The organism is Herbidospora galbida (assembly GCF_005233835.1).
Lineage (GTDB): Bacteria > Actinomycetota > Actinomycetes > Streptosporangiales > Streptosporangiaceae > Herbidospora > Herbidospora galbida.
Map to the genome: position 1 here is coordinate 331,657 of NZ_SZQA01000002.1, position 23,439 is coordinate 355,095.

The following is a 23,439-nucleotide window of genomic DNA, read 5'->3' on the forward strand; positions in this document are numbered from 1 at the left end:
CACTTTATCCAGGCGGGTCCCTCAGGAACCGGCGGGGGCGTAGCGGTGCACGGTCACGGAGCCGCAGGTCCGGGACTCGATGAGACGCAGCCTCAGGCGGTCCTTCACACCGCTGAGCAGGGGGGTGCCGCCGGTGAGGATCACCGGGTGCACGGCCGTGACGATCTCGTCGAGCAGGCCCAGGCCGGCCAGCGTCGAGGCCAGCGCGTTGCCACCGGTCAGCATGATGTTCCCCGTGCCCTCCTCCTTCAGGGCGGTCAGGTCGGCGGCCAGGTCGGCGCCCCGGATGATCCGGGTGTCGTCGGGGACCTCGGTCAGGGTGTCGGACACGACGACCTTGGGCTTCGACCGCCACTTGGGGGCGTAGGCGATGTCGTGCGGGTGGTCGCTGACCTGGTCGGCGGTGGGCCAGTAGGAGGCCATCCAGCCGTACACGACCCTGCCGTAGAGCAGGATGTCGGTGGCGTCGGTCTGCGCCTCGGAGAAGGCCGACAGCTCGGGGCCCATCTCGGCCCAGTCGAAGGCGCCGGGGCCGTCGATGTAGCCGTCGACCGACGTGTTGACGTAGTAAACGATCTCTCGCATGTCCGCTCCTCAGTCGTGGTTTCGCCAGTGGGTCGGAGCCGGTTGCGGGTTCTCTACATCCGTACCAAGAAAAAATGTCCGTCACTTCCCCTACGCTCGCGATCACTGATCAAAGGGAGGAAATGGGGATATGACGTACCTGGAGCTGTCCGAGGAAGGCGGCGGGGCGCACAAGTTCTACGAGGCCGTGGTCTCGGGGACGCGGGTGACCATCACGTACGGCCGGATCGGAGAGAACGGGCAGGTCAAGGTCACCGACTTCCCGAGTGAGGAGAAGGCGCAGGCGGCCGCGGCCAAGAAGATCGCGGAGAAGACCAAGAAGGGCTACGCCCCGGCGGTCAGGGGGGTGCGGCAGCGCCGCTCGATCACCCGGCGGGCGATCGCCAGCACCCGCTCCACCGCCAAGCAGGCGCCGGTGCTGTGGCGCTTCGCCAGCGGCTCGGCCGCGTTCGGCATCTTCGTCGACCGGGAGCGCTGCTGGGTCGGCAACCAGGCCGGGCAGGTCTACACGCTGACCCCCGAAGGGGAGATGACCGGGCGCTACAAGCTGCCCGACGGGGTCAAGTGCATCGTCGCCGACGACTTCTGGATCTACGCGGGCTGCGACGACGGCAAGGTCTACGACCTGAGCGGGAAGGTGCCGCGGGCGGCGTACGAGATCGCCTCCGACGTCGACATCTACTGGCTCGACATCGCCGACGGCGTCCTCGGGGTCTCCGACGACTCCGGGCGGATCACCACGATCGACTACGAGGACGAGTTTCTCTGGGCCCGCACCGGCGGCGGCAGCTCCGGATGGATGGTGCGCTGCGACGGCGACGCCGTCTACCACGGGCACTCCGGCGGCGTGGCCCGCTATGACCTCCAGGGCAACCAGGCCTGGTACCAGACCGCCGCCGACGGCGTGCTGTTCGGCTGGCAGGAGGAGAAGTCGGTGTACGCCGGCACCGCCTCCCGGACCGTGCACAAGCTGGCCAAGGCCGACGGCGCGGTCGAGGCGGTCTACCGGTGCGACGCGGCGATCTACTCGTGCGCGACCTCGCCCGGCGGCCAGTACGTCTTCGCCGGCGACTCCTCCTCGTCGGTCTACTGCTTCTCCGCCGACGGGACCCGGCTGTGGAAGCTGGCGACCGGCTGCGGGTCGGCGTTCTCCATGCAGTACCTCGACGAGCGCCTCTACATCGTGACCACCGACGGCTCGCTGGCCTGCATCGACGCGACCGAGCAGGCCATCGCGGCGGCCCGCGAGGGCACCGTCCCGCAGGCCCGCGACGTCAAGATCGCCGCCTCGCTGCCCGTAGTCGAGCCGTCGGTGACCGTGGAGACGACGACCGACACGGGCGACGGCGTGCTCGTGGAGTGCTTCAGCGAGGGCGGCCGGCTGCGGATCCGGGTGCTCAGCCCCGGCTACGAGGCCTGGAACGTCCAGTTCCCGCGCGAGATCCGCGAGCCGGGGGCGCGTTACGTGGTCGAGGGCATCCGGCCGTCGGGCAACGGAGGGTTCTACCGCGCCTTCGGCGACATCCGCCGCCTGGTCTGAACCGACTTCAGGCCGTCCGGCGCCGGTGCCGGTCGCGGGCGGCCTGGTGCGCGGCGTCGAGCAGGCTCAGCGCCTCCGGGAGCCGCGTGGCGGGGTTGACGACGGACAACCAGCCCGCCGCGCCGTAGACCGGATGGGGGAACCATGTGTCGCGAGCATGGGCGTCGTGGTCGGCGCTCATGACGTCTCGGGGCGATGAGCCGATGACGCGCGCGAACTCGGCCTTGGGCGCGGCGATGTTGAGCCGGAAGGCGCCTGGCTGATCCAGGCCGGAGGCGGGTTCGTCGGGGTAGTCCTTCGTCACGATCGTGGCGAAGGGCTGCGTCGCCGGGATCACCCCGTCGGGCGCGTAGTAGATGAACGCGTCGCCCCAGCTGACTTCGGGTGACCCGTCGCCGGGTCGCGGTCGCAGGATGAGTACGGCGTCGAGCGTCTTCGCGTGATCGATGAGGTCGTCCATGTTCATGTGTTCTAGCGTCACATTGAACCGATAGTGGAGACTTTCGATCGTGAGGCCTCGACGATGACGACGGTAACCCTCCATCGCCCGTTGCGGACCGCCGATGTGGCCCGGCGGGCCGGCTGCTCCGTGCAGCAGGTGCGCAATCTCGAACGCGACGGGGTGCTGGAACCGCCCGCGCGTACTCCATCGGGATATCGCGTGTGGACCGAGATCCACGCGCTGGCGGCGGCGACCTATGTCGTCCTCGCCGGAGGCGTCGGGCCGGCGGAGGCGAAGAAGCTCATCCGCGTCGCACGCGCCGGCCCGGAGAGCGACCTGCTCGCGCTCGTCGACATGGCACACGCCCGCCTGCACACCGAGCGGCGGGACGTCGGACTGGCCAGAGCCGCGATCGTCGCGATCGGAGCCGAACCCCTTGACGACGCCCGGCCCCACGACGCCATGACCATCTCCGAACTGGCTTCCGCACTGGCGGTGCCCACCTCGACGCTGCGGTATTGGGAACGTCAAGGACTGCTCACCCCCACGAGAGCAGGTCGCGGACGAGCCCGCGTCTACACCCCGGCCGATGTCCGGGACGCGCGGATCGTGCACCAACTGCGCCTGGCCGGCTATCGCCTCCCGCCGCTGCGTGCGCTCATGCCGGCTCTGCGCAGGCAGGGCCGCGCCTCCGACATCGCCGCCGCTCTGCGGGCGCGGGACGCGGACATCGACTCGCGTTCGCGCGCCCTGCTCCAGGCGGCGTCCGGACTCCTGGCCCTGACGTCACTCTCGGTGGCTGGGTGAACACCGCGCTCGGTGCCATGCGGTCGTCGGTCGTGCTGCCGATCCTGACAGGATGGGTAGGAACGACAGGGGTAGGCGCATAGCCGTACAAAGGGAGAGTTGAACCCATGACCGCGCTTATGGGGACGGGGCGGCTCGGGCCCGCGGAACGCCACGCGGCCCTGTCGCAGATGGCCGCGCAGGAGCTCGACGTCGTGGTGGTCGGGGGCGGCGTGGTGGGCGCGGGGGTGGCGCTCGACGCCGCCACGCGGGGGCTCACCGTGGGGCTCGTGGAGGCGCGCGACTACGCCTCGGGCACCTCGTCGCGCTCCTCGAAGCTGATCCACGGCGGGCTGCGCTATCTCGAACAGCTCAACTTCGACCTGGTCAGAGAGGCGCTCCAGGAGCGGGCGCTGCTGCTCCAGCGAATCGCCCCCCACCTGGTGCGGCCGGTGCCCTTCCTGTTCCCGCTCACCCACACGGGCTGGGAGCGGCCCTACGTCGGCGCGGGCCTGGTGCTCTACGACTCGCTGGGGTTCTCGTTCGGGTTCACCCGGGGCGTCCCGGGGCACCGGCACCTGTCGCGCACCCGCGCGCTGCGGCTGGCCCCGGCGCTGCGGAAGACCGCGTTCAAGGGGGCCGTCCAGTACTGGGACGCCCAGGTCGACGACGCCCGCTACGTCATGACCCTGCTGCGCACCGCCGCGACCTACGGCGCCCACGTCGCCTCCCGCAGCCAGGTGGTGGGCTTCCTGCGGGAGGGGGAGCGGGTCACCGGCGTACGGGTCCGCGACCTGGAGACCGGCGAGGAGATCGACATCCGGGCCCGGCAGGTCGTCAACGCCACCGGGGTCTGGACCGACGACATCCAGGAACTCGTCGGCGGGCGCGGGCAGATCCACGTCAAGGCGTCCAAGGGCGTCCACCTCCTGGTACCGCGCGACCGCATCCACTCGCTGACCGGGGTCATCCTGCGCACCGAGAAGTCGGTGCTCTTCGTGATCCCGTGGGGGCGTCACTGGATCATCGGCACCACCGACACCGCCTGGACCCTCGACCTGGCCCACCCGGCCGCCTCCCGGACCGACATCGACTACGTCCTCGACCACGTCAACGAGGTGCTGGCGGTCCCGCTGACCAGAGACGACGTCGAGGGCGTGTACGCCGGCCTGCGGCCCCTGCTGCGCGGCGAGTCGGAGCAGACGTCCAAGCTGTCGCGCGAACACGTCGTCGCCCACCCGGTGCCGGGGCTGGTGCTGGTCGCGGGCGGCAAGTTCACCACCTACCGCAAGATGGCCGCCGACGCCGTCGACGCGGTGGTCCACGGCCTGGCCACCCGGGTGCCGCCCTCGTGCACCGACACCGTCCCGCTCGTCGGGGCCGAGGGCTACCAGGCCCGCTGGAACTCCCGCTACCGGCTGGCCCAGCAGTCGGGCCTGCACGTCGCCCGCATCGAGCACCTGCTCCAGCGCTACGGCTCGATGATGGACGAGGTGCTGGCCCTCATCGAAGACGACCCCGGCCTGGCCCGGCCGCTGACCGGCGCCGACGACCACCTCCGGGCCGAGATCGTCTACGCCGCCACCCACGAGGGCGCCCGGCACCTCAACGACGTGCTCAGCCGGCGCACCCACATCTCCATCGAGACCTTCCACCGCGGCCTGGCCGTCGCCGAGGAGGTCGCCCAGCTCCTCGCGGGGCCGTTGGGCTGGGACGACGACCAGGTCAAACGTGAGGTGGAGTACTACACCAAGCGGATCGAGGCCGAGCGCGCCGCCCAGGAGACCGACACCGACCAGGAGGCCGACGCGATCACCATCGGCGCTCCCGAGATCGTCCCGGTGGCCGCGCCCGACCGCAAACCCGTCTAGAACTTCACCCAGGCCCGGTCGGCCAGGCTCGCCTTGTCGCTGATCTTGACGCCGAGGTCGGAGAAGGTCCAGACGGTGTCGCCCATGATCATGCTGCGCCTGATCGACGGGTCGAGCGGCAGGTTCGGGTCGCCCGGCTTCGGATGGGTGATCACGCCGGCCTTCTCGATCGTGTCGCCGATCTTCAGGACGAGCGCCTGCGAGCCGTCGTAGTAGTCGGCCCCCCAGGTGGCCAGCGGGATCAGGGCCAGGCCGTCCTGCGGCCAGTAGAGGAAGGCGTGCGGGTCCCATTCGGCCTGGGTGGCCGAGTCCTCCTGGTGGTAGCGCGACAGCACCGCCGGGGCCCCCGGGTCGCGGACGTCGAACAGCGAGACCTGGGTGCCCTGGGTCTGGCCCTTGGTGTTGGCCTCCTGGCCGACGCCGATGAGCCTGCCGTCGCCCGCCGGGTGCAGGTACGCCGAGAAGCCGGTGATCTTCAGCTCGCCGGTGACCTTCGGGGCCTGCGGGTCGCGCAGGTCGAGGGTGTAGAGCGGGTCGACCTGGCGGAAGGTGACCATGTAGCCGACCGGGCCGATGAACCGCACCGAGTAGATGCGCTCACCCTTGCCCAGGCCCGTCACCTGACCGGTCTCGGCGAGGGTGTCGGCCTTCAGCACGTAGACGCCGCTCTCCGACTTCTCGTCCTGGGCCCGCGGGGTCGTGGTGGTGGCGATGCGCAGGTGGCCCTCGTGCTCCGACATCGAGTACTGGTTCAGCAGCCGCCCGGGGACCGAGCCGGAGGCGACGTAACGGGGGGCGCCGGCGCCGGTGACGTCGAACCGGTGGATCTCGGTGCGCTCGGCCACCGGCACGACCTCCGGCACGGTGTCGTCGTTCCCGGAAGGGGAGGGGCTGACGACCTCGGCCGTGGGGCCGACCTTCTCGGCGTCGCTCGGCGTCGGCTGCGCCTCGGGCGCGACCTTGCCCGGGTCGGGGATCTGGGTCGGCATGTCGGGGTCGGGCGAGGGCGCCACCGGGGTCGCGGGGGCCGCCTCGGCGATCGGCATCGGCTCGACGTCCACCGCGATCGGCATCGGGAAGAATCCGCCCCACCAGAGCGGGTTGCTCGTCACGTAGAGGCTGCCCTGGGTGCCGTAGACGGTGTCGCCGTCGGCCGCGACGCTGATCGGCTCGGTCGTGCCGAAGGAGCCGTTCAGGTCGAGGGTGTGTACGGTCACCAGCGACCGGCCCGTGAACTCGGCCGGGTGGCTGACGTTCTCGCACTTCACCGCGCCCTGCGAGGTCTGGCCGTTCGACTCGATCTCGTACTTGGGCAGCCAGGCGTCGAGGGGCGCCTTCCGGTAGGTCTCCTTGACCGCCTCCAGCATCTCCTTCTGGGTCTGGGCGCCGTCGTACTGGGGCATCGGCACCTGCGGCTCGCTGCGCACCACGATCCGGACCGTGGTCCCGACCATGCGCGCGTCGACGTGGATGGCGTTGGCGGGGGACATGCTGCCGAGCACCTTGGGCGTACCGGCCAGGTCGACCATGACGTAGCGCGGCGAGGCCAGCATCTCGGGCCGGACCGCCGCGCGGGCGGTGGCGGCCGGGACGTACCCGCCGTTGTTGAACAGCACCAGCGCCCGGTCGCCGGCCACGAGCAGGTTCGCCTCGGCCCACGACTGCTCCTCGGCGACCAGCCGCAGCGTGCCGGTCACCTTGCCGGACGCCGCGTCGAGCACCCGCAGCACGCCCCGGTTGACCGTGATGACGCGCTCGCCGTCGGTCTTGACCAGGTCGGGCTCGTCGACCCCCGCCTCGTGGACGTTGGTCGTCGAATGGGTCTGGTTGCCGGCGCCCGTGGTGGACCTGGCGGCGCTGTCGGCCGCCTCCGCCATGGGCATCACCTGGAAGCTCTGGGCGTGCTCGACCGCGGCCGCGCGCAGCCCTTCGAGCATGCTGTCGCAGTCGTCGAAGGCGACCAGCTTGATGTTCGACGTCAGGTCGATGGGCGTCACCGGATCGGGTGACGGGGCGGCGCCCGGCGTGCAGGCCGTCGCCAGCAGGGCAATCGCGATGGCGCCCGCCACGCGAATCGAGGTGGTCATGCCCCCAAGACGGATCGCGGGCCGCCTCGGTTCGGACGCTAATCCCGCCGCAGGTAGCCGTTGCGGAAGTAGAGCTTGTCCATCGCCGCGTCGGTCGCCCTGATCAGCGTCTGGGTCTCGGCGCCGTCGAGGTCGGTGACCACCACCGCGTCCTCGTCGTCGTCTCCGGTGGCGGTGCAGAAGATGTGGGTGGTGTCCCACCAGCCGAGCACGGTGTCGCAGCCCGACTCGAACTCGTCGAGCACCGCGCCGGTCGCGGTGTCCCAGACGCACAGGGTCACCGTCTTGCCGGCGCAGGTGGCCACGAACGCACCGCCTCCGGCGGTGAACAGGTCGCGCGCGTCGGTGAGGCCGCCGCCGATCTCCGGCAGGGTCTTCAGCTCCTTGCCCTGCAGGTCGTAGAGGTGGGGGGCGCGGGTCGTCTTGTCGGCGACGATCGCGGCCACCGTGTCGCCGTCGCCGGTCCAGGCGAACGCGGCGTCCTCGGTCAGGCCGGGCACCTTCACGATCCGGGCCGTCTCGGTCGGCACGTCGACCAGGACGAAGCCCTTGGTCGTCGTCTTCTCGCCGACCTTCTCGCGCATGGTCAGCAGGACGCGGTCGCCTTCGGGCGACCAGTGGACGTAGTTGGTGGTGAGCGGCTTGGCGACCGTCTGGACGGTCACGGTGGCGCCGCTCGCCACGTTGGTGATCTTCAGCGAGTCGAGGTCGTCGGCGTCGTACTCCCAGGGGATCCCGGCCAGCCGGTCGGCGGTCGGGCTCGGGGCGGCGTCGACGTAGGAGTGGCGGGTGAAGGTCGCCTTGCCGGGTTCGCGCACGTAGGCGTCCCACTTCTCCCGATCGACCCAGAAGATCGACAGGTACGCCGGGTCCGCCGGCCGCTCCAGCGCCACCGCCGTGGTGTCGTCCATGTCGATGGTGACCGGCGCCTGGGGGCTGGGGGACGCCGGAGGCGGCGCCGCCGAGGTCGTGGCGGGGGCCGGGGGAGGGGCGTCGTTCGTGGTCGCCGCCCACACGCCGCCGATCGCCGCGATCACCGTCAGCGCGGTCGCCACCGTGACCACGGCCAGCGTGGGGAACCTCCGCTTCTCCCGGAACGCCTGCGGGACCGTCGCCCGCGCCGACGCCGGATCGCTGACCAGCAGCCGGTCGATCACCTCGCGCGCGGCCGGGCGCAGCGCCGGGTTCTTGTTCAGGCAGTCGAGCAGGATGCCCCGGAGCGGCTGCGGGACGTCGCCCAGGTCGGGCGGCATCCGCAGCACCCGGTTGATCACCGCCGGCATGGTGTCGTTGCCGAACGGCGCCCGCCCGGTCGCGGCGTAGGCGATCGTGCCCGCCCACGAGAACAGGTCGGCGGCCGGCCCGACCGGACCCCCGGCGAGCTGCTCGGGGGCCATGTAGGCGGGGGTGCCGATCATCGTCGAGGTCAGCGCGGTGTGGCTGCCCAGGGCCTTGCTGATGCCGAAGTCGATCACCCGGGGGCCGTCGGACCCGAGGATCACGTTCGGCGGCTTGAAGTCGCGGTGGACGATCCCGGCCTGGTGGATGGCCGCCAGCGCCGTCGCGGTGCCGATCGCCAGCCGGTGCAGCGAACTGCCCGTACGCGGCCCGCTCCGCGGGATCGCCTGGGCCAGCGACTCGCCCTCGATGTACTCGCTCACGATGTAGGGCCGCTGGTCTTCGGCGCCCACGTCGATCACCTGGGCGGTGCAGAACGGCGCCACCCGCTTGGCCGTGCTGACCTCCTGCAGAAACCGCCGGACCATCGCCTGGTCCTGCGCGAGATCGGGCCGCAGCCACTTGATCGCCACGCGGTCGCCGCCGGGACCGGCCCCGAGGTAGACGATGCCCTGACCGCCCTCTCCGAGGACCGACTCCAGCCGGTAGCCGCCGAGCACGGAAGGGTCGGACGGGCGTAAGGGAGTCGCCATGACTCGAATTGTGGCCCATGACCTGGGTCGGGCGGGCATTGCGAATTGACCGTACCGGCCGGTAGTCATGAGCCTCGCTCCCGAATAGTCTCGCGAGTATGGCTGGTGAACTCCGGGTACCCGACCCCGCGCTGCTCGACCGACTCCTGCGTCACGTCACGTCGGAGGGCAAGACGCGGACCGTGGTCGCGCCCTTCACCGGGGCGCCGCTGGCCGAGGTGCCGATCTCGTCGGCCGACGACGTGCGCCGGGCGTACCGGCAGGCACGGGAGGCCCAGGAGGCCTGGGCCGAACTGCCCGTCAAAGACCGCGTCCGGCCCTTCGAGCGGCTGCACGACGCGATCCTCGACCGCCGCGCCGACCTGCTCGACGTCATCCAGTGGGAGACCGGCAAGGCCCGCCGGCACGCCTACGAGGAGGTCCTCGACGTCGCCGCGAGCAGCCTCCACTACGTGCGCAAGGCCCCCGGCCTGCTCGCCCCGCGCGCCCGCCGGGGCCCGTTCCCGCTGGCCACCCGGACCGTCGAGGTACGCCACCCGCGCGGCGTCGTGGCCTTCATCAGCCCGTGGAACTATCCCCTGTCACTGGGCGTGAGCGACGTCGTGCCGGCGCTGATCGCCGGTAACGCGGTCGTCCACAAACCCGACACCCAGACGCCCCTGTCCACCCTGTGGACGATCGACCTGCTCACCGAGCTCGGCATGCCGCCGGAGATCTGGCAGGTCGTCGTCGGCGACCCGGCCGACATCGGCGAACCCCTGATCGACGACGCCGACTACGTCGCCTTCACCGGCTCGACCCGCGCCGGCCGGGTGGTCGCGGAGGCCGCCGCCAAGCGGCTCATCGGCTGCTCCCTGGAGCTCGGCGGCAAGAACCCCATGATCGTCTTGGACGACGCCGACGTCGACCGCGCCGCCGCCGGCGCGATCAGGGCCTGCTTCACCAACGCCGGCCAGCTCTGCGTCTCGATCGAGCGCCTCTACGTCCACGACGCCGCCTACGACGCCTTCACCGAGCGGTTCGCCCGCGCCGTCGGGAACATGAACATCGGCCCCGGCCACGACTGGGCCACCCAGATGGGCTCCCTCACCTCCCAGCGCCAGCTCGACGCCGTCACCGCCCACGTCGACGACGCCGTCGAGAAGGGCGCCAAGGTCGTCACCGGCGGCAGGGCCCGCCCCGACCTGGGCCCGTTCTTCTACGAGCCGACCATCCTCGAGAACGTCACCGACGACATGGCCCTCTGCCGCGCCGAGACCTTCGGCCCCGTCGTGGCCCTCTACCGCTTCCGGCACATGGCCGAGGCGCTGGAACTGGCCAACGACACGACCTACGGCCTCAACGCGTCCGTCTGGACCGGCGACCCGGCCAAGGGCCGCGCCCTGGCCTCCCGGATCAAGGCCGGCACGGTCAACGTCAACGAGGGCTACGCCTCGGCGTACGGGTCGTTCGACTCCCCGATGGGCGGGATGAAGAACTCCGGCCTGGGCCGTCGGCACGGCGACGAGGGACTGACCAAGTTCACCGAGAGCCAGACGATCTCCTCCCAGGCGGCCTGGCTGGGCTTCGACCCCATCCTCGGCATGCCTTACGAGACATATGCGGACACCCTGGTCACCCTGCTCAAGGCGATGAAGCGGCTGCACCTTAAGTAGACTGGCCAGACCGCCGGTTCATCTTCAGGGAGTCCTCCTGTGTCAGAGTTCGACACGGTCCTGGTCGTCGACTTCGGGGCGCAATACGCGCAGCTGATCGCGCGCCGGGTACGTGAATGCCAGGTCTACTCCGAGATCGTCCCCTCGACGATGCCGGTGGCGGAGATGCTGGCCAAGAAGCCCAAGGCGATCATCCTGTCGGGCGGGCCCTCCTCGGTCTACGCCGAGGGCGCCCCGGCCGCCCCCGTGGGGCTGTTCGAGACCGGGGTGCCGACGTTCGGCATCTGCTACGGCTTCCAGGTCATGGCCCAGGCCCTCGGCGGCACGGTCGCCAAGACCGGGGTCGCCGAATACGGCCGCACCGACCTGACCGTCGTCGAGCCGGGCCGCCTGTTCGACACGCTGCCGGTCTCCCAGCAGGTCTGGATGTCCCACGGCGACTCGGTCGCGACCGCGCCCGAGGGGTTCACGGTCACCGCGTCCACGACCGAGACGCCGGTCGCCGGGTTCGAAGACCCCGCGCGGGGCTTCTACGGCGTTCAGTTCCACCCCGAGGTCATGCACACCGACCATGGGCAGAAGGTGCTGAAGGCGTTCCTCGACGCCGCCGGGTGCCGGCCGAGCTGGACGATGCTGAACATCGTCGAAGACGCCGTCGACGCGGTCAAGGCGAAGATCGGCGACGGGCGGGCCATCTGCGCCCTGTCGGGCGGGGTCGACTCCGCGGTCGCCGCCGCGATCGTGCAGCGGGCCATCGGCGACCGGCTGACCTGTGTGTTCGTCGACCACGGGCTGCTGCGCAAGGGTGAGGCCGAGCAGGTCGAGCGCGACTTCGTCGAGATCACCGGGGTCAAGCTGCGGGTCGTCGACGCGGCCGAGCGATTCCTCAAGGCGCTGTCGGGGGTGACCGACCCCGAGGAGAAGCGCAAGATCATCGGCCGGGAGTTCATCCGGGTCTTCGAAGACGAGCAGCGCGCGATCCTGGCCGACGGGCCGGTCGACTTCCTGGTGCAGGGCACCCTCTACCCCGACGTGGTCGAGTCGGGCGGCGGCACCGGCACCGCCAACATCAAGAGCCACCACAACGTCGGCGGCCTGCCCGACGATCTTCAGTTCGCCCTGGTCGAGCCGCTGCGCGCGCTGTTCAAAGACGAGGTGCGGCGGGCGGGCGAGCAGCTCGGGCTGCCGGCCGCGATGGTGTGGCGGCAGCCGTTCCCGGGGCCGGGGCTCGGCATCCGGATCATCGGCGAGGTTACCCAGGAGCGACTTGAGATCCTGCGCGAGGCCGACGCGATCGCCCGTGAGGAGCTGACCCGCGCCGGGCTCGACCGCGACATCTGGCAGTGCCCGGTGGTGCTGCTGGCCGACGTGCGGTCGGTGGGCGTGCAGGGCGACGGCCGCACCTACGGCCACCCGGTCGTGCTGCGGCCGGTGAGCTCCGAAGACGCCATGACGGCCGACTGGTCGCGGGTGCCCTACGACGTGCTGGCCCGCATCTCGACCCGGATCACCAACGAGGTCCGCGAGATCAACCGCGTGACCCTCGACGTCACGAGCAAGCCGCCGGGCACCATCGAGTGGGAATAGTCGCGGTCGGGGTAGATTGGCCCCGGTGACCACGTCTAACCGCCTGGCCTGGCTTGACGCGTTGCGCGGCATTGGCGCGCTCGCAGTGGTGGCCGAACACCTGCTTCCGTGGGTCTATCCGCCGCTCCGGCCGACCTTCATGAACATCGGCATGTACGGCGTGGTCGTGTTCTTCCTGGTCAGCGGCTACATCATCCCCGCCTCGCTGGAGGGGCGGGGAGACGTGCGGGCGTTCTGGACCAGCCGGCTGTTCCGGCTCTACCCGCTCTACCTCCTGGTGTGCGCGATCGCGCTGCTGGTCGGGCTGTGGGTGCCGATCAGGGAGCAGGTGCCGCGCGACGCCTCCGGGGTGTTCGGGCACCTGTCGATGCTGCTCGACGTGGTCCACGTGGGCGGGCTGGCCGATCCGATGTGGACGCTGTCGTACGAGATGGTGTTCTACCTCGTCGTGACGGCCCTGTTCGTGAAGGGCGTCCACCGGTTCAGCGGGTGGTACGCCGTCGCCTTCGGCGCGCTCGCGGTGGTCGCCGGGCTCGTGATCGGGGCGCCGTGGCTGCCGGGGCCGTGGCCGGCCGTCGTGTCGGGGATCGTGTTCGCGGTCGGCATGGCCGGCCTGTTCAGCGGGCGGTTCCAGACGGCCGCCGCGCTGGTCCTCGGGGCGATGGCGCTGGTGCTGCTGGTCGGGTCGTCGTACGTGCCGTGGTTCGGGGCGGCGATCCTCGCGATGATGTTCACCGGGACCGCGATCTACCGCTGGGAGAAGGGCACCGGGCCGCTCTGGCCGGTGTTCGCCGCCGCCGCCCTGGTCGCGATCAGCCCGGCGTGGGCCGTCGCGGCGGGCTGGTGGTGGGTGCAGCCGCCCGTGTGGATCACCACGCTGGTGCTGGCCGGGGCCACCTTCTGGGCCGGGCGGGCGCTACGGCACCGCGCGCTGCCCAGGGTGTTCGTCTGGCTCGGGCTGATCAGCTACTCGGTCTACCTCGTCCACCACCCGATCCTGCGGATGGTGCCGATCCTGTTCGGCCACATGATGTCCAAGCCGGTGTGGGAACGCGCGCTGCTGGCCGCCGGCTATCTGGTCGTGCTGCTGCTGGTCAGCTGGGCGACCTACACATGGGTCGAGGCGCCCGCCCAGCGACTGGGCAGGCGCCTCGTGCGCAGGCGTCAGACCTCGCCGGCGGGCTGGCCGCCGAACGGGTCGTCCTCGTCTTCGAGCAGCTGGCCGTCGTCGTCGACGCCGTCGTCGTCCTTGCCCTCGGGGGCGGGCGGCGGCGCGGGGTAGGACTGGCCGGGCGTCAGTTTGACCCCTTCGAGCAGGGTCGAGGCCGTGACGAAGTGGTAGCCCTGCTTCTTCAGCGTGGCCAGCACCTTCGGCATCGAGTCGACCGTCTGCTTGACGGTCTCGTGCATCAGGATGACCTCGCCGCGCCCGGCCACTTCGAGGGCCTTGGCGGTCAGCAGGCCGACCTGGCGGTTCTCCGCGACCCAGTCGCCGGTCGAGGTGGTGCCGGGGATCAGCACCATGCCGAACTTGGCGGCGATCTCGCGCACCGTGTCGTCGGTGAGGCCGCCGGGGGCGCGCATCACCGTCGGGGCCTTGCCGGTGACCTTCTTGATCAGCTTGTGGGTCTCGTTGACCTGGTCGTAGACCTCGGTGCGGGTCAGCTCGGTCAGCCACGGGTGCGACCACGTGTGGTTGCCGATCTGGTGGCCGGCCTTGGCGATGTTCTTCAGCAGCGTCTGGTGCTTGTTCACCTCGCGGCCGATCACGAAGAAGGTGGCCTTGGCGTCGTACTTCTTGAGCGTCGCCAGCAATCTGGTCGTATAGGGCCCCGGGCCGTCGTCGAAGGTCAGCGCCAGGCACTTGTGGGTGGCGCAGAACGGCTTTTTGGGGGCCTTCTCAGGCGCCGCCGCGGCGGGTGCGGCGGGCAGGGTCACCACCAACGCTAAGGCGGCGAGGGCGGGGATCAGACGGCGCATCACAAACTCCTCGGGGATCACTCAAGCCCGAAGCGTAACGCCTGTTATTGAGAGTTTTCTGAGCTCGTCTCATCCGGTTATGCGGCGGACGATCGAAACCGGCAGCCGGGTCAGCTGGCCGAGGATCCCCGGCACCCAGACGATCTCCGACTTCGCGCGCAGGCCGTCGAGGATCGCGCCGGCCACCGTCTCGGGGCTGGTCGCGATGGCCGGCGGGGTGACGCCCCTGGTCAGGCGGCTGCGGACGAACCCGGGCCGGACCACCATCACGTGCACGCCCGACCCGCGCAGCGCCTCTGTCAGGCCGCGGGCGAAGGCGTCGAGGCCCGACTTGGCGGAGGCGTACAGGAAATCGGACGGGGACGGGCGGCCCGCCGAGACCGAGGAGAAGACCACGAGCGCGCCGTGGGTCTGCCGGCGCATCGCGCCGGCGCACACGATCGCGGCGGTCATCGCCCCGACGTAGTTGACCATCGCGACGTCGGCCGCCTTCAGCGGGTCGAGGTCGGCGTCGCCGAGCAGGCCGCAGGCCACCAGCGCCACGTCGACGTCGCCTTCGGCGAACACGTCGCCGAGCACCTTGGCGTGCTCCTCGACCCGGAAGGCGTCGAAGTCGGCCGTCTCGACGGTCGCGCCCGCCTCGGCCAGCCGCACCGCCGCGGCGTCGCGGGCGGGCGAGGGCCGCCCGGCCAGGATCACCCGGCGGACCCGGCGGCGGACCAGCCGCATCGCGGTCGCCATCGCGATGTCGGAGGCCCCGCCGACGATCAGCAGGCTCTGCGGTTCGCCGAACGCGTTCTTCACAGTGACAACCTCCTGGCGAGATCTGACTGGAAGACCAGACGCGGATCGAGCTCGCGCCGGCGCTCCCGGAAGGCGGCCAGCCCCGGATACATCACCGGCAGCAGTTCGGGCCGCAGCCGCGAGTCCTTGGCCAGATAGACCCGCCCGCCCGCCTCCGCCACCAGCTCGTCGAGCCGGTCGAGCAGCCAGGCCAGCCCTTTGGTGGTGGTCGGGAAGTCGAGCGCCAGCGACCACCCGGGCGTCGGGAACGACAGCCAGCCGCCGCTGCCCGGCCCGAACCGCTTGAGCGAGGTCTGAAACGACGCGGCGTGGCTGCGCCTGATCCGTTCGACGATCTTCACGAGGGTCTGCTCGGCGCCCATCGGCACCACGAACTGGTATTGCACCAGCCCGCGCGGCCCGTAGAGGCGGTTCCAGTGGCCCACCCTGTCGAGCGGGTGGAAGAACGACGCCAGCGGCCTGACCTGCACCGATTCGCGTTTCGTGGTGGCGTAGACGCCGCGGTTGACCAGGCCCATGGTGTGGCGGTTGAGCAGCCCGACCGGCAGGAAGCCGGGGGAGGCCTCGAACCCGCGGGCCCGGAACGACCGGGCCGCGCCCTGCCGCGCGTGGTCGGCGCCCTCGACGACGCCCCGGCCCTGCCGCGACAGGCAGTCGACCCAGGCGGTGGTGTAGCGGTGGGCGAGGTCGGCCTGGGTCAGCCGGATCATCACCGATTCGAGGTCGTGGCACTTCCAGGTGTTCACGATCATGCGGGAGGTCTCGATCGGGGTGAGCCGGATCGTCGCCTTGGTGATCACCCCGGTCAGGCCCATGCCGCCGACGGTGACCCAGAAGTCGGGGTCGGCGGGGGTGAGCGTACGGGTCACGCCGTCGGCGCCGAGCAGGTCGAGGGCGGTGACGTGGCTGCCGAAGGAGCCGTCGGCGTGGTGGTTGCGGCCGTGGATGTCGGCCGCGACGGCCCCGCCCACGGTCACCTGCCGGGTCGCCGGGGTGACCGGCGGGAACCAGCCCTCGGGCACCAGTTCGCGCATCAGCCGGTGCAGGCTCACCCCCGCCTCGACCGTCACGTAGCCGTCGCGGACCGGCCCGATCGCGGCGAGGCCGGTCATGTCGAGCACCAGCCCGCCCGCGTTCTGCGCCGGATCGCCGTAGCTGCGGCCGAGACCGCGCGCGATCACCCCGCGCTCGCCAGGGGCCAGCACCAGCGGGGTCAGCTCCGCCTCAGCGCCGGGCCGCAGCAACTCGGCGACGCTCGGGGAGGTACGGCCCCAGCCGGTGAGGATCGTCTTGTTCGCCATCGACTCTCTCCGTGATTGACCGATCGCGTCACGTTATCCCGGCATTCGGGGGAAGGGCGAGCACGCACCCGCCACGGGCGGGTGACCTGCGCCTCAAGGATGGGTCAAGAGATCGGTCGTGACTCACCGTAACCGGCAGGGTTGCGGGGTAACCGCCCTGTAATCCACACCGTTCCGCCCGTTGGAGTTGCCCCGGATGGCCGCCACCCTCTCGGTGATCGTTCCCGTCAGGGACGGCGAACGCCACATCGCCGACGCCCTGACCTCCCTGCGCGCCAACGCGCGGGCCGACTTCGAGTTCATCGTCGTCGACGACGGCTCGGCCGACGCGACCCGGGAGATCGCCGAGAGCTTCCGAGGCGACCTGCCGGGGCTGACCGTCATCGGCCGGGACGCCTCCTCCGGCGTCTCGGCGGCCCGCAACGTGGGCCTGGCGGCGGCGAGCGGGACGTACGTCACCTATCTCGACGGCGACGACTGGTACGCCCCCGGCTACCTTCCCCAGCTCGTCACCGCCATCGAACGGCTCGGCTGCGACTTCGTCCGGGTCGACCACGTACGGGTGACCGGCACCACCCGAGAGGTGCGCCGGGCGCCCGAACAGCGGCGCGGGGTCGTCTTCCCGGGCCGTGAGGGCATCACCGGCATGGGCCGCCTCGGCATGGTCGACTACCCGGTCCCGTGGGCCGGGATCTACCGGCGTTCCCTCTCCGACCAGGGGCTGCTCACGTTCGACCCCGCCCTGGCCACCGCCGAGGACCGGGCCTGGGTGTGGCGCCTCCACCTCCACGCCGCCACCTACGCCGTCGCCTCGCTGACCGGCGTGTTCTACCGGCGCGGCCTCAAGGCCTCGCTCACCCAGGTCGGCGACGAACGGCAACTCCACTTCCTCGACGCCTACCTCGGCGTCATCCACGAACTCGACGGAGACGACCCGGAGCTCGTCCGCAAGGCGACGCACAACCTGTGCGCGCTGATCGCCTACCACCACAAGCTGCGCCGGCGGCTGCGCCCCGACGTCGCGGCCACCTTCGACAACCGGGCCACCGCCGCCCTGCGGGAAGTCCCGCCGGACGCCCTCGCGGTGGTCCTGCCGACGCTGGGCCACGCCCGCGAGAAGCTGCTCAGGAGGTTCCTTCCGTGAAAACCCAGCTTTTCTACTGTTCGACGTTGTTCGGGGCGATGACGCTGGCCGCGGCCATCGACGCCGGTCTGTTCGGCCCGGCCGGGCGGCGCGTGCTGCTCGTGTCGAGCAACGTCGCCGTACCCGAGCTGATCTCCCCCCTGCACCGGACGCCCGCCTTCGAGGCGATCGGCGACCGGTTCGACCACGTGCACTTCTGGAACGAGCTGATCGCCCCCTACCACCCCGTCCGCGTCCGGGTCCGGCCCGAGCAGGGCCCGCTGCTGCGGCGGCTGCTCACCCAGCGGCTGCTCGACGGGCACGCCCCCGACGAGCTGATCGTCGAGTCGATCGGCGCCTACCCGGCGCGCGGGCTGGTGGAGATCTTCTCCGGCTGCCCGATCACGGTCTACTCCGAGGGCCTGATGAGCTACGGCCCGACCCGCGACCCGATCCCCGGCGACCTGGGGGCGCGCGTGGAGCGGCTGCTCTACCTCGACCTGATCGAGGGCATGCGGCCGCTGATGCTGTCGGAGCACAAGGTCCCGGCGGTCGCGGTGCCCGACGTGGCCTTCCGCGACATCGTCGGCAAGGTCAGCGCGGTCACGCCGGTCGGCGGGCGCGGCGGGGCGCTGCTGCTCAGCCAGTACATGTCCGACGCCGGGATCATCTCGTGGGACGAGGAGACGGCCATCCACGAGGCGATGCTGCACGGCGTCGTCGCCCGCGGCTTCACCACGATCCGGTTCAAGCCGCACCCGTCGGCCGGCCGCCGCCAGGTGCGCGGCATGAAGGCGCTGGCCGACGAACTGGGCGTGCAGCTCACCGTGGTGCCCGAGTCGGTGCCGGCCGAGACGTGCTTCGCCGCCTACCGTCCCGACCTGGTCGTCGGCACCTTCTCGACCGGCCTGATCACCGCCCGGCACTACTTCGGCATCCCGGTCGCCACGGTCGGCTGCCCGCGCGTGCTGGAGCGGCTGAAGCCGTACGAGAACAGCAACCGGGTGGCGCTGACGATCGTGGACGCGAGCGTGCCCGAGCTGACCCGGACCGGTGCGCTGGTCCCGGCCCCGGTCGAGCCCGACCTGCTGCCCCGGCTGGTCGAGGGGGTCGTCTACTGCGCCCAGCGCAAGCGGATGCCCCACCTGCGGGCCAGCGCCGAGGCGGTCGTCCGGGAACTGCGCAAGGACCTGCGCTGGCGCTACTTCCCGCGCCGCCGCCTGACCCAGTACGGGCTGATCAAGAAGGCCCCCAGGCCGTCGCTGTGGCGGCGGGCGCTGCGGTACGCGCGCCGGCTGGTGACGCGATGAACCGGCCGACGCTCTCGGTCGTGGTGCCCTTCCACGACGTCGCCGAGTTCCTGCCGCGCTGCCTCAACTCGCTGGCCAAGCAGCGGCTCAAGAGCATCGAGTACGTGCTGGTCGACGACGGCTCCACCGACGGCAGCGCGGTCATCGCCAAGGCGAAGGCCGCCGCCGACCCCCGGTTCACCCTGATCCAACAGGAGAACCGGGGCCTCGGGCCGGCCCGCAACGCGGGGGCGCGGGCGGCCCGGGGCACCTACCTGGCCTTCGCCGACGGCGACGACACCCTGCCGCGCACCGCCTACGCCTCCCTCGTCGGCAGCCTGGAGGCCACCGGGTCGGACCTGGCCTGCGGGAACGTGAAACGGATCGTGAGCGGCAAGTTGCGGCCCTCGGCCGGGCACGCCGAGGCGTTCGCCACCTCGGCCACCGGCACCCACATCCGCCGCCGGCACGCGCTGCTCGCCGACCGGACCATCTGGAACAAGGTCTTCCGGCGCGAGTTCTGGGACCGGCACGGCTTCGAGTTCCCCGCCCGGAACTACGAGGACTCGCCGGTCACCATCCCGGCCCACGTGCTGTCGCGCTCGACCGACGTGCTCGAAGAGGTCGTCTACCACTGGCGGGTCCGGACCGGCTCGATCTCGCAGCGGCGGACCGAGCCGGCCAACGTGCTCGACCGGCTGGCCTCGATGCGCGACGTGTCGGAGTTCCTGAACGAGCACGCGCCCCGCCTGTGGGCCCGGCACGACCTGCTGGTCACCGAGTTCGACCTGGCGTTCCTGCTGGAGTCGCTGGAGACGGCCGAGGGCGCCGACCAGGAGGCGCTGCTCGACTCGCTGGCCGAGACCCTGGGCGTGCTGCACCCGAAGGCCATCGCCAAGCAGCCGTCGATCAGGCGGCTGGAGCTGCATCTGGCCGCCAACCGGATGGTGCCCGAACTGCGGGAGGTCCGGATGTTCCGCCGCGCGTCGCTCGGCGACGCCGGCGCGGTGCGGCACGGCTGGTTCAAGCGCCGCCGCTGGTTCATGGACTACCCGTTCCTGCGCGACCCGGCGAAGGGCATCCCCGACTCGGTGTACGACCCCGGCGTCGACTTCCAGCTGAAGGCGGTCGTGGACGGCGTGCAGATGGACGGAAGCGTGCTGACCGCCCGGGGCTACGCCTACATCACCCATCTGGACAGCTCGCGCGGAGTCATCGACCTGTGGTTCCAGCGGGAGGGCGTCCGGCTGCCGCTGGCGGTGAAACGGGTCACCCGGATGGACGCCACAGCCGACTCCGGCCAGTCGGCGACCTGCCACGACGACGCCGGGTTCGAGGCGTCGATCGACCTGGCCGACGTGCCGCGCGGACGGTGGAACCTGCACTGCTCGGTGACCGACGGCGAGGTCGTCAGGAAGGGCGTGCCGGAGGCCCATCCGGACACCGGATACCGGCGCTATCCGGCCGGGGGAGGCCACCAGCCGAGCCTGACCGAAGAGGGGCTGGTGCTGCGGCGGCGGGTGAAGGACCGGGGCCACGCCTGGATCGAGTGGAGCGGTGACCGGATCGCGGTGCGGACCCGGAAGGTCCAGCCGCTGGTGTTCCAGAAGACCACCCACCGGCCCGGCGAGGACGGCCGCGTCCTCATCACCCCGCCCGCCAGGGTGGGCGTCTGGCGCATCAGGAAGACCGACGGCACACCCCTTCGCCTGCGCGTGGGGGTGTCGCCGTCTCCGCGCCGGATCGGCGTGCACCTGGTGTCGTTCCGTACCGAACTCGAAGGGGAGGTCCTGGTGGTCGTGCAGCCCGCGCTGGAGGACGACGAACGGGGCCGGTTCGCCGAACGCCGCCTTCGGGGGACCGTGCGGCACTTCAAGCGGAATCCCATCAGGGAGACCGTCGTCTTCGACGCCTACGGCGGCCGGCTGGCCTCCTGCAACCCGCGCGCGATCTTCGAGGAGATGCGGTCGCGGGACCTGCCGCTGGAGTACGTCTGGGTCACCCGCGACGGCTCGTTCGAGACGCCGGAGGACTCCCGGGTCGTCCTGCACGGCTCCAAGGAGCATGAACACGCGCTGGCGACGGCGCGCTACCTGGTCGGCAACCGCACCCAGCCGAACTGGTACACCAAGCCGCCCGGCCAGACCTACCTGCAGACCTGGCACGGCACGCCGCTCAAGAAGCTCGGCCACGACCTGCGCGACCTGCCGTTCCGGCGCACCGAGCTGCTCGACTGGATGGCCCGCGACGTGCCGCAGTGGGACCTGCTGATCTCCCCGAACCCGTTCTCGACGCCCATCATGCGGCGCGCGTTCGGCTACCGGGGCGTGGTCCTGTCGACCGGCTACCCCCGCAACGACCTGCTGTTCGCCGACCGCTCGGCGGCGATCAGGAGGCGGCTGGGCGTCCCGCCGGGCAAGAAGGTGGTCCTGTACGCCCCCACGTGGCGCGACGACCTCCACCGGGGCAAGAAGCGCCGCCTGTCGATGGAGCTCGACCTGGCCCGCATGCAGTTCGCGCTGAAGGACCACGTCGTGCTGGTCAGAGCGCACCACCTGATCACCGACCGGCCGAAGATCAAGGCCCCGGCGATCGACGTGACCGGCTACCCCGAGATCGCCGACCTGTACCTGGCGGCCGACGTGCTGGTCACCGACTACTCCTCGGCCATGTTCGACTTCGCCTGCACCGGCAAGCCGATGGTGTTCTTCACCTACGACCTGGAGCGCTATCGCGACACGCTGCGCGGCTTCTACTTCGACTTCACCGCCGAGGCGCCGGGGCCGCTGACCAGGACCACCGACGAGACCATCGACGCCATCAGGGAGGCCGCGGTGCCCGCGGCCTACCGGACGTTCCGGCAGAAGTTCTGCCCGTGGGACGACGGGAGGGCGTCGTCCCGGGTGGTCGACCTGCTGCTCAGCGGCTCTCTTTAGAGGGCCTCGAACGGCGTGGGCGTCGGGTAGTAGGCGTCGAGGAAGCGGGCCAGGGCGGAGTCCTGGTCCGCTGTCGTCGGCGCCGTGTCGTTCAGGCAGAACGCGTCGTGCTCACGGTTGGCCAGCATGCGGCGCAGCTTCGCCGGGGTCTTCGGCAGCGCCAGGTCGACGTAGGTGTAGTCGATCTGGCCCGGCAGCGCCCGGCCCGTCAGATAGCCGTAGTAGTGGGCCAGCGACGACGCGGTCGAGATGTCGCTCGCCCGCCGGAACCGGCTGGCCGAGACCGTCTTGAACTCGGCCGGGAAGCGCTCCTCCAGCTCGAACAGCAGCGATCGGCGCAGCGCGTAGGGCACGTGCTTCATCTTCTGCGTCAGCGTGCGCCCGCACAGCTCCTCCAGCATCCGGCGGTTGTTCATGCCGGCCTGGTGGACGGGGTTGTCCTCGTTCAGCGTGAACGGGACCTGCGCGATCGACGGGAAGAACCGGGTGATGCCGTTGCCCTCGAAGAACGTCTCCGGGTAGAGCACCTTGCCCAGGAAGAAGTCGTCGTTCAGGTAGAGGAAGTGCTCCGACAGGCCCTCGATGTGGTGCAGCCGCGACTCGATCGCGTGGCTGTTGAACACCGGCAGCGCCGACGCGTCGGAGAAGATCTCGCTGTGGTCGACGATCCGGATCCGGTCGTCCTCGACCAGCCACGACGGCTTCTGCCGGTCGGTGACGATGAAGATGTTCCTGATCCAGGGCGCGTACGTCAGCAGCGAGCGCAGCGAGTAGCGCAGCTCGTCGCGGCTGACGAACCGGGCCTCGCTCGTGGCCAGGTCGCTCAGGCCGCCGGTCAGCGCCAGCTCCTTGCGGGCCCGCCACTCCGGGTCGTTGCCGTCGACCCAGGTGTAGACCGCGTCGATCGGGAAGTCGACGTCGTCGACCAGCCGCCGCGCGAACTCCGGGCGCGTCGGATAGACCCGCGCCGACTCCGACACCAGCCGGTTGAACAGCGACTCGGGCGCGTCGACGGTCTCCTCGTGCACGGGCACCGCCTCGCACACGCGGTTGGGCCGAGGCGCCACCAGCAGCTCGCCCTCACGCTGCCAGAACTCCAGGTCGACGCCCGACTCGGGCCCGAGCGTGAGCGTGCGCGACGGGCTCGCGTAGTAGAGCCACAGGCGGACCGCCTTGGCGTCGGCCATGTCGTTGCGGCGCAACTGCCGGATCTTGCCCAGCTCGTTGACCTTGTGCCGGCCTCCCGGCAACCGCGCGCCGTAGAGCCCGTGACGGGACAGCGACGTGATGGCCCTCTGCCGGTACGTCGTGCGCACCGCGATGACCGGTGGACGGCCGCGCATGGGCCGTACACAGAAGAACGGAATCGCCGATCCGGACAGTGATCGGCAGATCAGGTCGAACGTCTCCCGCGAAGCCTGCGCGGGACTGGCGTCCTGCCTGATCAGAGCCACCCTGGGCGGCATCGGCTCGCGCGCTGTCAGGCGGCTGTGAAGCTGACGGTACAACGTAGACACCGGCA

17 protein-coding genes are annotated in these 23,439 nt (G+C 70.9%); 9 read left to right on the top strand and 8 right to left on the bottom strand.

All coding sequences use genetic code 11. The annotated features are described in order from the left end of the window. Positions 1–21: 21 nt before the first annotated feature. Positions 22–585 carry a dihydrofolate reductase family protein gene (locus tag FDA94_RS04575; RefSeq protein WP_137245731.1) on the bottom strand — a complete coding sequence of 188 codons (564 nt, stop codon included), beginning with the start codon at positions 583–585 and terminating at the stop codon, positions 22–24. A 130-nt stretch (positions 586–715) separates the two neighbouring features. Here FDA94_RS04575 and FDA94_RS04580 point away from each other — a divergent pair, with 130 nt between their 5' ends. Continuing rightward, positions 716–2,125, top strand: coding sequence for a WGR domain-containing protein (locus FDA94_RS04580; RefSeq protein ID WP_137245732.1), 1,410 nt, complete (start codon positions 716–718; stop codon positions 2,123–2,125). 7 nt (positions 2,126–2,132) lie between these two features. On the opposite strand, the gene FDA94_RS04585 is transcribed toward FDA94_RS04580, so the two are convergent. Then, entirely contained in the window at positions 2,133–2,591 is a 459-nt protein-coding gene (locus tag FDA94_RS04585) for a DUF6194 family protein (RefSeq protein WP_137245733.1), read from the bottom strand. Positions 2,592–2,648: 57 nt separating this feature from the next. Here FDA94_RS04585 and FDA94_RS04590 point away from each other — a divergent pair, with 57 nt between their 5' ends. Continuing rightward, complete coding sequence (locus tag FDA94_RS04590; RefSeq protein WP_137245734.1) at positions 2,649–3,374, top strand: MerR family transcriptional regulator; 726 nt, start codon at positions 2,649–2,651, stop codon at positions 3,372–3,374. Between the two features lie 107 nt (positions 3,375–3,481). After that, positions 3,482–5,224: a glycerol-3-phosphate dehydrogenase/oxidase gene (locus FDA94_RS04595; protein ID WP_137245735.1), complete on the top strand. Its 1,743-nt coding sequence runs from the start codon at positions 3,482–3,484 to the stop codon at positions 5,222–5,224. On the opposite strand, the gene FDA94_RS04600 is transcribed toward FDA94_RS04595, so the two are convergent. Both FDA94_RS04600 and FDA94_RS04605 read right to left on the bottom strand, forming a co-directional pair. Further along, the gene (locus FDA94_RS04600) at positions 5,221–7,311 is read right to left on the bottom strand and encodes a beta-propeller domain-containing protein (RefSeq protein ID WP_137245736.1); all 2,091 of its coding nucleotides are present in this window, start codon (positions 7,309–7,311) and stop codon (positions 5,221–5,223) included. The genes FDA94_RS04595 and FDA94_RS04600 overlap by 4 nt on opposite strands. 38 nt (positions 7,312–7,349) lie before the next feature. Next, the gene (locus FDA94_RS04605) at positions 7,350–9,242 is read right to left on the bottom strand and encodes a protein kinase domain-containing protein (RefSeq protein WP_170990779.1); all 1,893 of its coding nucleotides are present in this window, start codon (positions 9,240–9,242) and stop codon (positions 7,350–7,352) included. Between the two features lie 98 nt (positions 9,243–9,340). On the opposite strand from FDA94_RS04605, the gene FDA94_RS04610 reads away from it, so the two are divergent. The 3 genes from FDA94_RS04610 to FDA94_RS04620 are packed head-to-tail and all read left to right on the top strand — an operon-like array spanning position 9,341 to position 13,766. After that, a complete protein-coding gene (locus FDA94_RS04610; RefSeq protein WP_137245738.1) occupies positions 9,341–10,897 on the top strand; it encodes a succinic semialdehyde dehydrogenase in 1,557 nt (518 codons plus the stop codon). Positions 10,898–10,936: 39 nt separating this feature from the next. Continuing rightward, the gene (gene guaA, locus FDA94_RS04615; protein ID WP_137245739.1) at positions 10,937–12,484 is read left to right on the top strand and encodes a glutamine-hydrolyzing GMP synthase; all 1,548 of its coding nucleotides are present in this window, start codon (positions 10,937–10,939) and stop codon (positions 12,482–12,484) included. Between the two features lie 25 nt (positions 12,485–12,509). Then, a complete protein-coding gene (locus FDA94_RS04620; RefSeq protein WP_246059509.1) occupies positions 12,510–13,766 on the top strand; it encodes an acyltransferase family protein in 1,257 nt (418 codons plus the stop codon). Here FDA94_RS04620 and FDA94_RS04625 read toward each other — a convergent pair. From FDA94_RS04625 to dprE1, 3 genes are all read right to left on the bottom strand, one after another. Beyond that, on the bottom strand, positions 13,649–14,464 hold the full coding sequence (locus tag FDA94_RS04625; protein WP_137245741.1) for a polysaccharide deacetylase family protein: 816 nt from the start codon (positions 14,462–14,464) through the stop codon (positions 13,649–13,651). The genes FDA94_RS04620 and FDA94_RS04625 overlap by 118 nt on opposite strands. Before the next feature lie 69 nt (positions 14,465–14,533). Beyond that, positions 14,534–15,268, bottom strand: coding sequence for a decaprenylphospho-beta-D-erythro-pentofuranosid-2-ulose 2-reductase (dprE2, locus tag FDA94_RS04630; RefSeq protein WP_137245742.1), 735 nt, complete (start codon positions 15,266–15,268; stop codon positions 14,534–14,536). After that, positions 15,265–16,569 (bottom strand): FAD-binding protein, encoded by a 1,305-nt coding sequence (dprE1, locus tag FDA94_RS04635; protein ID WP_137245743.1) that lies wholly within the window; start codon positions 16,567–16,569, stop codon positions 15,265–15,267. The genes dprE2 and dprE1 overlap by 4 nt, the downstream gene beginning before the upstream one ends. A 196-nt stretch (positions 16,570–16,765) precedes the next feature. Between dprE1 and FDA94_RS04640 the strand changes: the two genes are divergently transcribed. The 3 genes from FDA94_RS04640 to FDA94_RS04650 are packed head-to-tail and all read left to right on the top strand — an operon-like array spanning position 16,766 to position 21,917. Then, positions 16,766–17,713: a glycosyltransferase family 2 protein gene (locus FDA94_RS04640; protein WP_137245744.1), complete on the top strand. Its 948-nt coding sequence runs from the start codon at positions 16,766–16,768 to the stop codon at positions 17,711–17,713. Continuing rightward, positions 17,710–19,002, top strand: coding sequence for an alpha-2,8-polysialyltransferase family protein (locus FDA94_RS04645; RefSeq protein WP_246059510.1), 1,293 nt, complete (start codon positions 17,710–17,712; stop codon positions 19,000–19,002). The genes FDA94_RS04640 and FDA94_RS04645 overlap by 4 nt, the downstream gene beginning before the upstream one ends. Next, a complete protein-coding gene (locus tag FDA94_RS04650; RefSeq protein WP_137245745.1) occupies positions 18,999–21,917 on the top strand; it encodes a bifunctional glycosyltransferase/CDP-glycerol:glycerophosphate glycerophosphotransferase in 2,919 nt (972 codons plus the stop codon). The genes FDA94_RS04645 and FDA94_RS04650 overlap by 4 nt, the downstream gene beginning before the upstream one ends. Here the strand turns inward: FDA94_RS04650 and FDA94_RS04655 are convergent. Continuing rightward, positions 21,914–23,371 (bottom strand): stealth family protein, encoded by a 1,458-nt coding sequence (locus FDA94_RS04655; protein WP_170990780.1) that lies wholly within the window; start codon positions 23,369–23,371, stop codon positions 21,914–21,916. The genes FDA94_RS04650 and FDA94_RS04655 overlap by 4 nt on opposite strands. Positions 23,372–23,439: the final 68 nt, after the last annotated feature.

Excerpts from the sequence above, each read along its gene's own strand:
- FDA94_RS04640 (WP_137245744.1), top strand. The coding sequence starts at position 16,766 with ATGGCCGCCACCCTCTCGGTGATCGTTCCCGTCAGGGACGGCGAACGC.
- FDA94_RS04610 (WP_137245738.1), top strand. The coding sequence starts at position 9,341 with ATGGCTGGTGAACTCCGGGTACCCGACCCCGCGCTGCTCGACCGACTC.
- FDA94_RS04650 (WP_137245745.1), top strand. The coding sequence starts at position 18,999 with ATGAACCGGCCGACGCTCTCGGTCGTGGTGCCCTTCCACGACGTCGCC.
- FDA94_RS04605 (WP_170990779.1), bottom strand. The coding sequence starts at position 9,242 with ATGGCGACTCCCTTACGCCCGTCCGACCCTTCCGTGCTCGGCGGCTAC.
- dprE1 (WP_137245743.1), bottom strand. The coding sequence starts at position 16,569 with ATGGCGAACAAGACGATCCTCACCGGCTGGGGCCGTACCTCCCCGAGC.
- FDA94_RS04595 (WP_137245735.1), top strand. The coding sequence starts at position 3,482 with ATGACCGCGCTTATGGGGACGGGGCGGCTCGGGCCCGCGGAACGCCAC.
- FDA94_RS04580 (WP_137245732.1), top strand. The coding sequence starts at position 716 with ATGACGTACCTGGAGCTGTCCGAGGAAGGCGGCGGGGCGCACAAGTTC.
- FDA94_RS04625 (WP_137245741.1), bottom strand. The coding sequence starts at position 14,464 with ATGCGCCGTCTGATCCCCGCCCTCGCCGCCTTAGCGTTGGTGGTGACC.
- FDA94_RS04585 (WP_137245733.1), bottom strand. The coding sequence starts at position 2,591 with ATGAACATGGACGACCTCATCGATCACGCGAAGACGCTCGACGCCGTA.
- FDA94_RS04575 (WP_137245731.1), bottom strand. The coding sequence starts at position 585 with ATGCGAGAGATCGTTTACTACGTCAACACGTCGGTCGACGGCTACATC.
- FDA94_RS04600 (WP_137245736.1), bottom strand. The coding sequence starts at position 7,311 with ATGACCACCTCGATTCGCGTGGCGGGCGCCATCGCGATTGCCCTGCTG.
- FDA94_RS04590 (WP_137245734.1), top strand. The coding sequence starts at position 2,649 with ATGACGACGGTAACCCTCCATCGCCCGTTGCGGACCGCCGATGTGGCC.